The sequence below is a fragment of the Parafannyhessea umbonata genome (assembly GCF_012844235.1).
Classification (GTDB): Bacteria; Actinomycetota; Coriobacteriia; order Coriobacteriales; family Atopobiaceae; genus Parafannyhessea.
In genome coordinates, this window is sequence record NZ_JABAGR010000005.1 from 162,893 (window position 1) to 177,150 (window position 14,258).

Here is a 14,258-nt window from a genome sequence, read left to right on the forward strand (position 1 = left end):
AGGACGCATGCCGACGATCGAGGTGGCCCGCGAGGCCGGGGCCTGCTACGGGGTGAACCGCGCGCTCGAGCTGGTGCGCAAGGCCGCGGCGCAGGCGGAGGGACCCATCCATACGCTCGGGCCGCTCATCCACAACCCCACCGTCGTGGAGTCCCTTGCGCAGGGCGGCGTAACGGTGGCAGGCGCGCCGGACGAGTTCTTGGGCGGCACGCTGGTGCTGCGCACACACGGCGTCACGCCGGACGAGGAGGCGCGCGCTCGCGAAGCCGCGGACAGCGTGCTGGACGCGACGTGCCCGTTCGTGGTGCGCGCCCACCGCGCGGCCGAGACGCTCACGCGCGAGGGCTACCAGGTGCTGGTGTTTGGCGAGGCGGGCCACCCCGAGGTCTTGGGAACGCTCGGCCACGCGCCGGGCGCGACGGTGGTGGAGCGTCCGGAGGACGCGGACGCGCTCGAGCTCGGGCGCAAGGTGGGCGTCGTGGTGCAGACCACGCAGTCCCGCGCGCGTCTGGCAGAGCTCGTGAGGCGCCTGCTGGGCCGCACTGACGAGGTACGCGTGATGGACACGATCTGCGAGGCGACGTCCGAGCGCCAGGCCGCCGCGGCGGAGCTTTCCGCCCGCGTGGACGCGATGGTGGTCATAGGCGGCAGGATGTCCGCGAACACGCGACGGCTCGCAGAGATCTGCGCGGGGGCGTGCGCGCGCACCCACCACATAGAGACGCCGGACGAGCTCGACCCCGCGTGGTTCGCGGGCGCGGAGGCCATCGGCGTGACGGCGGGCGCCTCGACCCCCCAGGAGCAGATAGACGAGGTCGTGGCCGCCATCGGCAGGCTCACGGGCGCCACGTGCGCAAGCGCGCCCGCCGCGGGCGAGAAGGACGGGGCCCGGGGCTAGCGCCTGCCCGTGGCCGTGCGATCTTCTCGCCCGTGGCGCCCGCCTTGCCATGCGCGCTTTCGCTGTGTTGGTGAGGGCGCCGCTCAACCGAATAGCCCGCGCGAGCGAATGGTAGACTGAGCGTAATTGTGCCCCTATAGCAAGGAGTGATATGTCAAAGCCAATCGTCGCCGTTGTCGGCCGGCCCAACGTGGGCAAGTCCACGCTGGTGAACCGCCTCTCCGTCAATCGCGATGCCATAGTCCACGAGTCGCGCGGCGTCACGCGCGACCGCTCGTACCACGACTGCGACTGGAACGGTCGCGACTTCGTGCTGATAGACACCGGCGGCATCGAGTCCGCCAAGAGCAAGGACGTGTTTGCCCCGCGCATCCGCGAGCAGGCGCTCGCCGCGTGCGACGAGGCGGACGCAATCATCTTCGTGGTGGACGGGACCGTGGGCGTCACGGACGAGGACGAGGAGGTCGCGCGCGTGGTGCGGCGCTCTAAGAAGCCCGTGTTCCTGTGCGTGAACAAGCTGGACGACCCGGCCAGGGAGCTGAACAGCTGGGACTACTACTCGCTGGGCGTGGGCGAGCCGCGCGGCATCTCTGCCGGCCACGGCTTTGGCACCGGCGACCTGCTGGACGACGTGGTCGCGGCGCTGCCCGACGAGGGCGAGCCAGAGCCGGAGCGCGAGGACGGCGTGCTGAACGTCGCGATCATCGGCAGGCCGAACGTGGGCAAGTCCTCGCTCACGAACCGCCTGGCGAAGCGCAACCGATCGATCGTGAGCGACGTCGCGGGCACCACGCGCGACGCCGTAGACATCGAGATCGCGTGGAAGGGCAGCCGCATACGCCTGGTGGACACGGCCGGCATGCGCAAGAAGACCCAGGTGCACGAGGACGTGGAGTACTACAGCCTCGTGAGGGGCCTGCAGGCCATGGACAAGGCGGACGTGTGCCTGCTCGTCGTCGACGCGAGCGTCGGCGTGACGGAGCAGGACCAGAAGCTCGCGGGCATGGCCATCGACCGCGGCTGCGCCATCGTCGTCGTGCTGAACAAGTGGGACCTCATCGACACGGAGGAGAAGCGCGAGGCCGTGAGGTCGTCGCTCGACCAGAGGATGACGTTCGCGCGCTGGGCGCCTTCCGTCAACGTGAGCGCGCTCACGGGCCGCGCGACGGACAAGGTGCTCGCCGCGGCAGTGAGGGCGTCCGAGAACCACGCGCGCCAGGTGCGGACGTCGGAGCTGAACAGGCTCGTCACCTCCATCCGCGAGGGCGGCCACACCGTCACGTACAAGAACCGCCGCCTGAAGATCCACTACGCCACGCAGACGGGCACGAAGCCGCCGGCGCTCACGTTCTGGTGCAACGCGCCGGACCTCGTGGACGACAACTACGAGCGGTTCCTGGAGAACCGCATCCGCGAGACGTTCGACTTCGCGGGCACGCCGCTCAGGCTCAGGTTCAGGCGGAAGGACGACTAGCATGCCAACAATCGCTATCGCGACGCTCGCGTGCATGGCGGGTGCGTTTCTCATCTGCGGCATCCCGAGCGGGCTCATCATCGCGCGGCACTCCAGCGAGCACGTGGACGTGCGCAAGGTGGGCTCCGGCAACATCGGGATGACGAACGTGGCGCGATCGGCCGGCGGCGGCGCGGCCGCGCTCACGCTCCTGTGCGACGCCGGCAAGGGCTACCTCGCCATCATGCTCGGACGCCTCGTGGTGTCCCAGGTGGCCTTTGGCGGGGACTTCTCGCAGACGGCCGCGCTCGGCGCCGCGGGCTGGTCCACGACCGCGCTGTACATGGCGTGCGTGCTCGGCCACGTGTACTCGCCGTACCTGGGCTTCCACGGCGGCAAGGGCATCAGCGTTGGCCTGGGCGCCGGCCTTGGCTTCTGCTGGCCCGTCACGCTCATGATGCTCGCGGTGTTCCTGGTGCTTGCCGTGCCGACGCGCTACGTTTCGCTCGGCTCCGTGAGCGCGGCCATATCGCTTCCCATCATCTCGTTCGCGTGGGGCATCCGCGGCGTCGCGATCGTGCCGCTTCTGGTGGTGGCGGCCGTCGTGGTGTTCGCGCACAGGGGAAACATCAAGAAGCTCGCGTACGGCCAGGAGCGCAAGTTCAGCGTTCACAGGCGCGGCGACAAGGAAGGCAGGTAGCGATGGCGGGAAGGATAGCCGTCATCGGCTCGGGGTCCTGGGGCACGGCGGCCGCGGGCCTGCTTGCGGCGCACGCCAACGACGTGCGGGTGTGGGCGCACTCGCCCAAGGTGGCCGAGGCCATCAACCGCACGCACAGGAACCCGCGCCACCTCAAGGACTACGAGCTGCCGGCAAACGTGAGCGCGAGCCACGACTTCGCGGAGGTGCTCGACGGCGCGGAGTCCATGGTGATGGTAGTGCCGTCCTCGTTTCTGCGCGGCATATGCGAGGGGCTGAGGGGGCTCGTTCGCGAGGACCTGCCCATCGTGGTGCTCACGAAGGGCATCGAGCCGGGGACGCACCTCCTCATGGCGGACGTCGTGGCGGACGTGCTGGGAAACCCCGGGCGCGTAGCGGCGCTTTCGGGCCCCAACCACGCCGAGGAGATCTGCCAGGGCCTGATTTCCGCCGCGGTCGTTGCGTGCCAGAGCGAGGCTCTCGCGGCATACTTCCAGGAGGCGTTCGTGTCTCAGGAGTTCCGCGTGTACCGCTCGCAGGACATCAAGGGTGTCGAGGTGTGCGCGGCCGTGAAGAACGTCGTCGCGATCGCGTGCGGCATCTGCGCGGGCCTTGGCCTGGGCGACAACACGCTCGCGGTCCTCATGACCCGCGGCCTCGCCGAGATCAGCCGGATCGTGTGCGCCGTGGGCGGCGACCCCATGACGTGCATGGGCCTGGCGGGCATGGGCGACCTCGTGGCCACCTGCACCTCTCGCCACTCGCGCAACCGCACGTTCGGCGAGGCGTTCTCGCACGGCGAGAGCCTCGAGGCGTACGAGGAGCGCACCGGCATGGTGGTGGAGGGCGCCCGCGCGGCGCAGAGCACGTGGGAGCTCGCGCGGGAGCTTGGGATCGAGGCCCCGCTCACGAACGCGGTCCACTCGATTCTGTATGATGGGACGGAGCTGGGCGAGGCGGCCCAGCTGCTTTTGGACCGCGACCCGCACGTTGAGTTCTACGGCCTAGACACAAGGGAATAGAGCACGGGGGAGAAGATCGAAACATGCCAAACGAAAGCGTACTGATTGCACCGTCGGTCCTCTCGGCCGACTTCACGCGTCTGGGCGAGGAGCTCGAGAGCATCAAGAGCGCGGACCTCGTCCACTACGACGTGATGGACGGGCACTTCGTGCCGAACCTGAGCTTTGGCACGGAGATTCTGCGCCAGGCGAAGGCCGCGACGAGGCTTCCCCTGGACGTGCACCTGATGGTGACGAACCCGGAGGAGCAGGTGCCGTGGTACCTCGCGGCCGGCGCGGACGTCGTGACGTTCCACTACGAGGCCCAGACGCACGCGGACCGGCTCGTGGGTCTCATCCACGACGCGGGTGCGAAGGCGTGCGTCGCGCTGAACCCGGGGACGCCAGTGGCCGCGCTCGACGCGATCCTGGACGAGCTCGACATGGTGCTCGTGATGACGGTGAACCCCGGCTTTGGCGGGCAGAGCTTCATCCCCGGCTCCGTGAGGAAGCTCAGGGCCCTGCGCAGGATGTGCGCGGAGCACGGCGCGAGCCCGCTCGTGGAGGTGGACGGCGGCATCGGCGCGGACAACGTGGGCGAGGTCGTTGCCGCGGGCGCGAACGTGATAGTGGCCGGAAGCAAGGTTTTCAAGGCGGCGGACCACGCCGCAGCGATTGAGGAGCTCCGCCGCAACGGCACCATGGGGCTCGCCAAGAGGGCATAGGGATGCAGAACAAGAACTACGTGTACCTGGACTTTGCGGCCTCAGCGCCCATGTGCGAAGAGGCCATCGAGGCGGAGCGGTTCTACGAGGAGTCGCCGATAGCGGGCGCGAACCCGAACTCGCTCCACACGCTGGGACGCATGGCGTACGCGCGGCTGGAGCAGTGCCGGCGCGACATAGCGCGCTGCGTGGGCGGCGGCTTCAGGCCGGCGGACGTGGTGTTCACCTCCGGCGGAACGGAGTCGAACAACCTCGCGCTGTACGGCATGGCCGAGGGCGCGCGCGACCGCGACCGCAACAGGACGAGGGTCATCGTCTCGGCCATCGAGCACGACAGCGAGCTTGACGTGGTGCCGGCGCTGCGCGGCCGCGGCTTCGAGGTGGAGCTCGCCAGGCCAAACCGCGAGGGCGTCGTGACGGAGGACGCCGTACGAAGGCTCCTGGGGCCCGACGTGGCGCTGGTGAGCGTGATGAGCGCGAACAACGAGACGGGCGTCGTGCAGCCGGTGGGCAAGATCGCCCGCGCGGCGCACGAGGCCGGCGCGCTGTTCCACACGGACGCGGTGCAGGCCTTCGGGCGGATCCCGCTCGACGTGGCCGACGCCGACGCCGTGAGCATCGCCGCGCACAAGATCGGCGGCCCCGTGGGCATAGGCGCGCTCATGGTGCGCTCGCGCTGCCCCCTGCGGCCCCAGAGCTTCGGCGGCGGGCAGGAGCAGGGGCGCCGCCCCGGCACCCAGGACGTGCGCGGGGCGCTCGCGTTCGCGGCGGCGGCCAAGAGCTGCGCGGACGGGCTGGACCGCACGCGAGCGGTCGTCCAGGGCCGGGCAAACGCGCTCTTCTCGCGCCTGTGCGCGGAGGGCACGGGCATCCTGCCCACGGTGAGCGCAACGGTGGACGAGGGACGCCTGCCCGGCATGGTCTCCGTCATGGTCCCGACCCTGGACTCCGAGACGCTCATCCTGAAGCTCGACCAGCTTGGGTTCGAGGTGTCCGCGGGATCGGCGTGCTCGTCCGGCTCGCTCGACCCCAGCCACGTGCTCTCCGCCATGGGAATCGCCCGGGGCGACGCCCTGGGATCGCTCAGGATCTCGTTCGACGAGCGCGTGAGCGAGGGCGACCTGGACCGCTTCGCGGACGCTCTCCTTGGCATCGTCTCTAGCAACCGGAGGTAGACATGAACGACTACGAGGCGCTCCTGCGCCTTCAGCAGATCGACCTGGAGCTCATGCGCGACAGCCGCAGGCTCAAGGCGATGCCGCAGCAGAAGAGGATCGCCGCTGCCGACGCGGCGAAGCGCAAGGTGGCCGGCGAGCTCACGAAGATCGTGGGCCAGCGCAAGGACGCCGAGCTCGAGCTCCAGGACGCGGAGGCCGAGCACGAGCACCTGATGCAGAAGACGGACGAGGTGAGGGCCCTCGCGCAGGAGGGCGACTACCGCCAGGCGTCCAGCATCGAGCAGCAGCTGACCTCGCTCGCCAAGAAGATGGAGAAGATCGAGTTCAACTACAAGGAGACGTCCGACCGCCTGAAGCGCCTCCAGAAGGCCGAGAGGAACGCGCGCGACCTGGACGCGAAGCTCGACGAGGAGCGCGCGGCCCAGCAGGCGTCGTTCGAGAGCGACACCGCGGACATCATGGCGCGGGTGCGCCAGCTCGCCGACGAGCGCAAGCGCATGGTCGCGGCGCTGGACGAAGACACGCTCGCGCGCTACGACGCCGCGGCGAAGCGCTTTGGCGGCCTCGCCGTCGAGAAGCTCGAGGGCAACGTGCCGTCCGTGTGCCGCGTTAAGCTGCAGCCGAGCCTGTTCAGCGACCTCAAGCACGCCGGTTCGATCGCGGAGTGCCCGTACTGCCACCGCCTGCTGGTGACCGAGGAGGTTGCCGACTGATGGCGAACGTGACGCTGGTGGTGTGCGGTGGCATCGCGGCGTACAAGGCGTGCGAGGTCATGCGCGGCCTGCAGAAGGCCGGCTGCGACGTGCGCGTCGCCATGACGCAGGACGCGACGCGCTTCGTGGGCGAGACCACGTTCAGGGCGCTCTCGCACCACGAGGTGGTCACGTCGCTGTACGGCATGCACGAGACGGCCATCCCGCACGTGGAGTCCGCGGACTTCGCGGACCTGGTGCTGGTAGCGCCCGCGACGGCGAACGTGATGGCGAAGATGGCGTGCGGCATCGCGGACGACGCGGCGACGGCGACGATCCTCGCGGCGCACTCGGACGTGCTGGTGGCGCCCGCCATGAACGTGAACATGTGGCGCAACCCCGCGACGCAGGCTAACGTCTCGCTGCTGCGTGGCCGCGGCGTGCGCTTCGTGATGCCGGCGTCCGGCGAGCTCGCGTGCGGATACGTGGGCGAGGGCAAGCTCGCGCCCGTGGAGGACATCGTGGCCGCGGCGCTGGCCCTTCTCGGCAAGGCAGAGGGCGCAGGCGAGAAGGACGCGGCGCTCGCGGGCAGGGACGTCGTCGTGACGGCGGGTCCCACGCACGAGGCCATAGACCCGGTGCGCTACATCGCGAACGCGTCAACCGGCAAGATGGGCTACGCAATAGCGCGCGAGGCGGCGCGCCGCGGGGCGAACGTGACGCTCGTGAGCGGCCCGACGGCGCTCGCGACGCCCGTCGGCGTGCGACGCGTGGACGTGGTGAGCGCCGCGCAGATGCACGAGGCGGCGCTTGCGGCGTTTGGGGGCGCGGACGCCGCGATATGCGCCGCGGCCGTGGCGGACTACACGCCGAAGGCCCCGGCGGACCACAAGCTGAAGAAGACGGAGGAGCGCCTGGATGCGATCGAGCTCGTGGAGACCGCGGACATCCTGCGCGACCTGAGCGCGCGCAAGGGCGACCGCGTGGTGGTGGGGTTCGCCGCCGAGACGGACGACCTCCTTGCCCACGCGCACCAGAAGCTCGAGCGCAAGGGCTGTGACCTCATAGTCGCGAACGACGTGAGCCGTGCGGACAGCACGTTTGGGTCCGACACCGACCGCGTTGCCTTCGTGTACCCGGACCGCGTGGAGCAGATGGACACGCTGCCGCTGGAGCAGGTCGCGGCGGAGCTCCTGGATAGGCTGGGCGCCCTTCTGGGGAGGGTGCGGTAGCGTGGGCGCGATCACGATCGGCTGCCACCTGTCCACCTCCGCGGGCTTCGAGGCCATGGGCAGGACGGCGCTCGAGATCGGCGCGAACACGTTCGCGTTCTTCACGCGCAACCCCCGGGGCGGCAGCGCGAAGGCGCTGGACCCCAGGGACGTGGAGGCGCTTCTGACCCTGATGGCCGAGCACGGCTTTGGGAAGCTGGTGGCGCACGCGCCGTATACCATGAACCTGTGCTCCGCCACGGAGCGGACCGTGGAGTTCGCGCGCGAGGCCATGGCCGGCGACCTTGAGCGCATGGAGGCGCTGCCGGGCAACTACTACAACTTTCACCCCGGCAGCCACGTGAGGCAGGGGGCAGGTCGCGGCATCGAGCTCATCTGCGAGGGGCTGAACCAGGTGCTGGTGCCCGGCCAGCGCACGCGCGTGCTGCTAGAGACCATGGCCGGAAAGGGCACGGAGGTGGGCCGCAGCTTCGAGGAGCTGGCGCGCATAATCGACGGGACGCGCGAGAATCAGCTGCTTGGCGTGTGCCTTGACACGTGCCACGTGAGCGACGCCGGCTACGACGTGGCCGGCGACCTGGACGGCGTGCTGGACGAGTTCGACCGCGTGATCGGCCTGGACCGGCTGTGCGCGCTGCACCTGAACGACTCGAAGAACCCGCGCGGGTCGCACAAGGACCGCCACGAGAGGATAGGCGAGGGCACGCTGGGCCTGGATGCCTTCCGCGCGGTGGTCACGAACCCAAGGACGCGCGACCTGCCGATGATACTGGAGACGCCGAACGACCTTGCGGGATACAGGCGCGAGATAGCGCTGCTGCGTGGGCTTGCGGCGGACGTGGAGGAATAGCTTTGGGAATTCTGATTGGCTGCGAGCACCTGAGCATGGAGTGGCCGGGCAAGCAGGTGCTGCGCGACCAGACCATAGGCATAAACGAGGGCGAGCGCATAGGCATCGTGGGCAGGAACGGCGACGGGAAGTCGACGCTCTTGGAGCTTGTGGCTAAGCGCCTGGAGCCGGACTCCGGCAAGGTGACGTACCGCAACAACATCGAGGTGGGCATGCTCGCCCAAGACGACGCGCTCGACGACGCGGACACGGTGGAGCACGCCGTGGTGGGCGACGTGCCGGAGTACGTGTGGGCGTCCGACCCCAAGGTGCGCTCCGTGGTGGACGAGCTTCTGGGCGACGTTGACTGGCACGCGAGGGTGGGGGAGCTCTCCGGCGGGCAGCGCCGCCGCTGCGACCTGGCACGCGTGCTCGTGGGCACGTGGGACGTGATCCTGATGGACGAGCCCACGAACCACCTGGACATGGGCGCGATCACGTGGCTCGCGCGGCACCTGAGGCACCGCTGGCAGCAGGGACAGGGCGCCCTTCTCGTCGTGACGCACGACCGCTGGTTCCTGGACGAGGTGTGCGAGCACATGTGGGAGGTGCACGACGGGGTGATCGACCCGTTCGAGGGCGGCTACTCCGCGTACATACAGCAGCGCGTGGAGCGCCAGCGCCAGGCGGCCGTGACGGAGGAGCGCCGCCAGAACACCCTGCGCAAGGAGCTCAACTGGCTCGCGCACGGCGCGAAGGCGCGCTCGAGCAAGCCGAAGTTCAGGATCGACGCCGCGATGGCGCTCCTGGCGGACGACCCTCCGCTGCGTAACACCACGGAGCTGAAGCGCCTTGCCGTGAGCCGCCTGGGCAAGCAGGTGATGGAGCTTAAGGACGTGAGCGCCGGCTACGGCGAGCGCCAGGTGCTGAGGGACGTGAGCTGGCTCATAGGGCCGGGCGACCGCTACGGCATCCTGGGCGAGAACGGCGCCGGCAAGTCCACGCTCCTTAAGGTGATGACGGGCCGCATGCTGCCGAGCGCCGGCTACGTCAAGATCGGCAAGTCCGTGAAGTTCGGCATACTGTCCCAGCACCTGGACCAGCTGCGCGAGAAGGACGACTGGCGCGTGGAGGAGCTCCTGGCCACGTTCAAGAAGTACTACGTGGTGGACGGCAAGCCGCAGAGCCCGGAGCAGCTGCTGGAGCGCCTGGGCTTCGAGCGCAGGGAGTTCCCGACGTTCATCAAGGACCTGTCCGGCGGCCAGAGGCGGCGCCTGTCGATACTGTGCGTCCTTCTCCGCGAGCCCAACGTGCTCATACTGGACGAGCCCGGAAACGACCTCGACACGGACATGCTCGCCGTGCTTGAGGACCTGCTTGACACGTGGCCGGGCACGCTCATCCTGGTGAGCCACGACCGCTACCTGATGGAGCGCGTGACGGACGACCAGTTTGCGCTGATAGACGGCCACGTGCGCCACGTGCCGGGCGGCGTGGACGAATACCTATCCCTTTTGGATGGCAGCATACAAAAGTCGAATTCGACATCCGCGCCCGCCACGCCTAACGTGGATGCGCAGGGCGAGAAGGACGGCGGCCCCGCGCCGACGGGCCTTTCCAACGCCGAGCGCCGCGAGCTGAAGAAGCGCTACGACGCCGTGGCGCGCAAGCTGCAGAAGCTCGAGGGAGAGCCGGAGCGGCTGCGTGCGCGCATGGCGGAGCTGGACGCGTCGGACTACCAAGGCCTCATGGACGCGCAGTCCCAGATAGACGACGTCGAGGCCCAGGTGGACGAGCTCGAGACGGAGTGGATAGAGCTGTCGGACAAGCTGGGCCTGGACTAGCCGCGACGTGCTGGGACAGAGGGGCCGCGGAGGGAAGTATGCTTTGCGTGAGCTGCTGATGGGGTACCTGCGGGGATACCGCGGGCGCGTGACCGTGGGCATGGCGGCAAAGGTGGTCGAGGTCGTGTTCGACCTCATGACGCCCATGATCGTGGCGCGCATGATAGACGTGGGCGTCGCGCACCACGACGCCCGCTACGTGCTGAGGATGGGCGCGCTGCTGGTGTGCCTTGCGTGCGTGGGCTACTGCTTCACGCTGGTGTGCCAGAGGATGGCGGCCCTGGTATCGCAGGGCGTGGGGACGGACCTGCGCAATGCGCTCTTCAAGAAGACGATGGAGCTCTCTGCCGAGGACGTGGACCGCTTTGGCACGCCGTCGCTCACCACGCGCATCACGAACGACGTGAACCAGGTGCAGGTGGCGATCGCCCTTGGCATCCGTCAGCTCATACGCTGGCCGTTTTTGGCCGTGGGCTCCATGGTGGCAGCGCTTCTCATCGACTTTAAGCTGGGCTGCATATTCCTTCTGTGCACGCCGCTCATAGGGCTCGTGTTCTGGTTTGTGATGTCGCGCGCGGTGCCGTATTTCAGACAGATGCAAACGCGCCTTGACCGCGTGAGCCTCATCACGCGGGAGTCGCTCTCCGGCGTGCGCGTGATCCGCGCGTTCCGCCGCGAGAAGGACGAGTTTGCCCGCTTCCGCCGCGCCGCCAACGACCAGGCTGCCACGGCCGTCGCCGCGGGCAGGCTGACGGCGCTTTTGAGCCCGGCGACGTTCGTGGTGCTGAACGCGGGCGTGGTCGCGATCCTGTGGAGCGGCGCGTTTCGCGTGAGCGTGGGCGACCTCACGCAGGGCGAGGTCATGGCGTTCGTGAACTACATGACGCAGACGCTGCTTGCTGTGGCGTACGTGGCGAACCTCGTGGTCACGTTCACCCGCGGGTCGGCCTCTGCGCAGCGCGTCATGGAGGTGCTGGACGCGAGCCCGGCCCTTGCGCAGGCTGAGGCGGGCCGCGTGGAGCCGCCCGCGCGCGGCGAGGCGCCGGCCGTGAGCCTGGACGACGCCACGTTCTGCTACGCGGGGTCGTCGCAGCCGGCCCTCGCGCACGTGACGCTCGACGTGCGCGAGGGCGAGACCTTGGGCATCATCGGCGGCACGGGGTCGGGCAAGTCCACGCTCGTGCAGCTGCTGCCGCGCCTGTACGACGCCACGTCCGGCAGCGTGAGCGTGCTCGGGCGCGACGTGCGCGAATGGCCGCTTGACCAGCTGCGCGCCACCGTCGCCATCGTGCCGCAGCGTGCGTCGCTCATGACGGGGACTATCCGCTCTAACCTGACGTGGCGAAAGCCGGACGCCACTGACGACGAGCTGTGGGCGGCACTCGAGCTTGCGCAGGCGGCAGACTTCGTGCGCGCGAAGCCGGCCGGCCTGGACGAGCCGGTGGAGGCAGACGGCAAGAACTTCAGCGGCGGACAGCGGCAGCGGCTCACCATCGCGCGCGCCCTCGTGGGGTCGCCGCGCGTCGTGGTGCTGGACGACTCCGCCTCCGCGCTCGACTTCGCGACGGACGCGCGCCTGAGGCAGGCCCTGGCCTCGCTTTCGGGCACGACGACGAGCGTCGTCGTCTCTCAGCGCGTGAGCGCGGTCATGGGTGCCACGAAGGTGCTCGTGCTGGACCACGGCCGCGTGGCCGGGATCGGCACGCATGCGGAGCTGCTGCGCACGTGTGCGCTGTACCGCGAGATCTGCCTGTCGCAGCTCTCGCCGGAGGAGGTGTCAGCGTAATGGCCAACCCGTATGCCGCGGGGGCATCCGCCTCCGCAACCATGTCGAACGTGCGCGGAAACGTGGGCGGCACAGACCCCAACCAGGGGATGGACGTTGCGGGCTACGGCGTGGGCACGGTGCTGCGCCGCGTCATGCGCTACGTGCGGCCGCACCTGACGCTTCTGGTCGCCGCGTTTGTGGCCTCCGCCGCGTCCGTCGTGCTGCAGCTGTACGTGCCCGTGCTCATAGGCAACGCCATCGACTGCATGGTCGCCGCCGGCCGCGTGGACTTCGCGCGCCTGGCGCCCGTGCTCAGGCGGCTCGCCGTTGTGGTGGCCGCCGCGGGCGCGTGCCAGTGGGTGCAGGGCTACTGCACGAACCGACTCTCGTACAACACGGCGCGCGACCTGCGCGTGGACGCGTACGGCAAGCTCGACCGCCTGCCGCTGTCGTTCGTGGACTCGCACTCCCACGGCGATTTGCTGTCCCGCGTCATAAACGACGTGGACCAGGTGAGCGACGGCCTGCTGCAGGGCTTCACACAGCTGTTCAACGGCGTCGCCACCATCGTGGGAACCATCGCGTTCATGCTGTCCATATCCGTGCCCGTCGCGCTCGTAGTCATCCTGCTCACGCCGCTGTCCGTGCTCGCGGCCGGGCTCATCACGCGCAAGTCCGCCTCTTCGTTCGCGGCGCAGCAGGCGCTGCAGGGCGAGCTCGGCGGTTTTGCGGAGGAGGTCATCGGCAACCAGAAGCTCGTGACGGCGTTCGCGCACGCGCCGGCGGACGTCGCGACGTTCGGCCGCGTGAACGCGGAGCTGTACGAGAAGGGCGTGCGTGCGCAGTTCATAAGCAGCCTCAGCAACCCCTCCACCAGGCTCGTGAACAACGTCACGTACGCCGCGGTCGCCATCGCGGGCTGCGCGAGCGTCATCACCGGCTGGCCCACGCCGCTTTCCGTGGGCCAGGTGCAGAGCTTCCTCTCGTACGCGAACCAGTACATGAAGCCGTTCAACGAGATCTCCGCCGTCGTGACGCAGGTGCAGACCGCGTTCGCTTCCGCGCGGCGCCTGCTCGCGCTCATGGATGCCGCGGAGGAGAAGCCGGACGCCGCGGACGCGGGGGAGCTTCCCGCCCCACGGGGCGAGCTCGAGCTGGACCACGTGTTCTTCTCGTACAGGAAGGACCGTCCGCTTTTGCGGGACGTGTGCATACACGTGCCGGCCGGCAAGCGCTTTGCGCTGGTGGGGCCCACCGGCTGCGGCAAGACGACCCTCATCAACCTTCTGCTGCGGTTCTACGACGTGGACGGCGGCACCATCACGCTCGACGGCATGGACACGCGCGGCCTCACGCGGCAGAGCCTGCGCTCCGCGTTCGGCATGGTGCTGCAAGAGACGTGGCTGTTCGAGGGCACGGTACGCGACAATATAGCGTACGGCATGCCGGACGCCACGGACGAGCAGGTGGTGGCCGCCGCGAAGCGCGCCCATGCGCACAAGTTCATCATGCAGCTGCCCCAGGGCTACCAGACGATGGTGGGCGAGGGCGGAGGCGCCCTTTCGCAGGGGCAGCGCCAGCTGCTGTGCATCGCCCGCGTCATGATGTGCGACCCTGCGGTGCTGCTGCTGGACGAGGCGACGAGCTCCATCGACACCCGCACGGAGCTGCAGGTGCAGGACGCGTTCGACCGCATGATGGAAGGCCGCACGTCGCTCGTGGTGGCGCACAGGCTCTCGACCGTGCGCAACGCGGACTGCATTATCGTCATGCGCGACGGCCGAGTGGTGGAGAAGGGCACGCACGAGGAGCTGCTGGCCGCCGGCGGGTTCTATCGCGACCTCTACCAGAGCCAGTTCGCCCGCTAGCCGAGGCCTTGCCCCCATCGTTCCCGCGCGCGCTAGCATATGGACCGCCGGATGACCCGGACGCACCATT

12 protein-coding genes are annotated in these 14,258 nt (G+C 69.1%); all 12 read left to right on the plus strand.

Annotation, left to right across the window (positions count from 1 at the left end):
* Positions 1–7: 7 nt before the first annotated feature.
* The 12 genes from ispH to HF885_RS06535 all read left to right on the plus strand — a co-directional run bounded on the left by ispH (position 8) and on the right by HF885_RS06535 (position 14,188).
* Complete coding sequence (ispH, locus tag HF885_RS06480) at positions 8–898, plus strand: 4-hydroxy-3-methylbut-2-enyl diphosphate reductase (RefSeq protein ID WP_170104137.1); 891 nt, start codon at positions 8–10, stop codon at positions 896–898.
* A 151-nt stretch (positions 899–1,049) separates the two neighbouring features.
* The gene (gene der / locus HF885_RS06485) at positions 1,050–2,372 is read left to right on the plus strand and encodes a ribosome biogenesis GTPase Der (RefSeq protein ID WP_170104138.1); all 1,323 of its coding nucleotides are present in this window, start codon (positions 1,050–1,052) and stop codon (positions 2,370–2,372) included.
* Between the two features lies 1 nt (position 2,373).
* The gene (locus tag HF885_RS06490) at positions 2,374–3,051 is read left to right on the plus strand and encodes a glycerol-3-phosphate acyltransferase (protein WP_170104139.1); all 678 of its coding nucleotides are present in this window, start codon (positions 2,374–2,376) and stop codon (positions 3,049–3,051) included.
* Between the two features lie 2 nt (positions 3,052–3,053).
* Entirely contained in the window at positions 3,054–4,073 is a 1,020-nt protein-coding gene (locus tag HF885_RS06495) for an NAD(P)H-dependent glycerol-3-phosphate dehydrogenase (RefSeq protein WP_170104140.1), read from the plus strand.
* 23 nt (positions 4,074–4,096) lie between these two features.
* Positions 4,097–4,777: a ribulose-phosphate 3-epimerase gene (rpe, locus tag HF885_RS06500; protein ID WP_170104141.1), complete on the plus strand. Its 681-nt coding sequence runs from the start codon at positions 4,097–4,099 to the stop codon at positions 4,775–4,777.
* A 2-nt stretch (positions 4,778–4,779) separates the two neighbouring features.
* Positions 4,780–5,952, plus strand: a complete 1,173-nt coding sequence (locus tag HF885_RS06505; protein WP_170104142.1) for a cysteine desulfurase family protein — start codon at positions 4,780–4,782, stop codon at positions 5,950–5,952.
* A gap of 2 nt (positions 5,953–5,954) precedes the next feature.
* Positions 5,955–6,668: a zinc ribbon domain-containing protein gene (locus tag HF885_RS06510; protein ID WP_170104143.1), complete on the plus strand. Its 714-nt coding sequence runs from the start codon at positions 5,955–5,957 to the stop codon at positions 6,666–6,668.
* Positions 6,668–7,879, plus strand: a complete 1,212-nt coding sequence (coaBC, locus tag HF885_RS06515) for a bifunctional phosphopantothenoylcysteine decarboxylase/phosphopantothenate--cysteine ligase CoaBC (RefSeq protein WP_170104144.1) — start codon at positions 6,668–6,670, stop codon at positions 7,877–7,879. Before HF885_RS06510 ends, coaBC begins: the two co-directional genes overlap by 1 nt.
* 1 nt (position 7,880) lies before the next feature.
* Entirely contained in the window at positions 7,881–8,729 is an 849-nt protein-coding gene (locus HF885_RS06520) for a deoxyribonuclease IV (protein WP_328804348.1), read from the plus strand.
* A gap of 2 nt (positions 8,730–8,731) precedes the next feature.
* Entirely contained in the window at positions 8,732–10,552 is a 1,821-nt protein-coding gene (locus HF885_RS06525; RefSeq protein ID WP_170104145.1) for an ABC-F family ATP-binding cassette domain-containing protein, read from the plus strand.
* 43 nt (positions 10,553–10,595) lie between these two features.
* Entirely contained in the window at positions 10,596–12,338 is a 1,743-nt protein-coding gene (locus HF885_RS06530) for an ABC transporter ATP-binding protein (RefSeq protein ID WP_419197818.1), read from the plus strand.
* On the plus strand, positions 12,338–14,188 hold the full coding sequence (locus HF885_RS06535; protein ID WP_170104146.1) for an ABC transporter ATP-binding protein: 1,851 nt from the start codon (positions 12,338–12,340) through the stop codon (positions 14,186–14,188). Before HF885_RS06530 ends, HF885_RS06535 begins: the two co-directional genes overlap by 1 nt.
* Positions 14,189–14,258 lie beyond the last annotated feature (70 nt).

Bases quoted from the DNA above. Each gene is read 5' to 3' on its own strand.
- HF885_RS06510 (WP_170104143.1), top strand. From the start codon at position 5,955: ATGAACGACTACGAGGCGCTCCTGCGCCTTCAGCAGATCGACCTGGAG.
- HF885_RS06490 (WP_170104139.1), top strand. From the start codon at position 2,374: ATGCCAACAATCGCTATCGCGACGCTCGCGTGCATGGCGGGTGCGTTT.
- rpe (WP_170104141.1), top strand. From the start codon at position 4,097: ATGCCAAACGAAAGCGTACTGATTGCACCGTCGGTCCTCTCGGCCGAC.
- der (WP_170104138.1), top strand. From the start codon at position 1,050: ATGTCAAAGCCAATCGTCGCCGTTGTCGGCCGGCCCAACGTGGGCAAG.
- HF885_RS06505 (WP_170104142.1), top strand. From the start codon at position 4,780: ATGCAGAACAAGAACTACGTGTACCTGGACTTTGCGGCCTCAGCGCCC.
- HF885_RS06495 (WP_170104140.1), top strand. From the start codon at position 3,054: ATGGCGGGAAGGATAGCCGTCATCGGCTCGGGGTCCTGGGGCACGGCG.
- HF885_RS06535 (WP_170104146.1), top strand. From the start codon at position 12,338: ATGGCCAACCCGTATGCCGCGGGGGCATCCGCCTCCGCAACCATGTCG.
- coaBC (WP_170104144.1), top strand. From the start codon at position 6,668: ATGGCGAACGTGACGCTGGTGGTGTGCGGTGGCATCGCGGCGTACAAG.
- ispH (WP_170104137.1), top strand. From the start codon at position 8: ATGCCGACGATCGAGGTGGCCCGCGAGGCCGGGGCCTGCTACGGGGTG.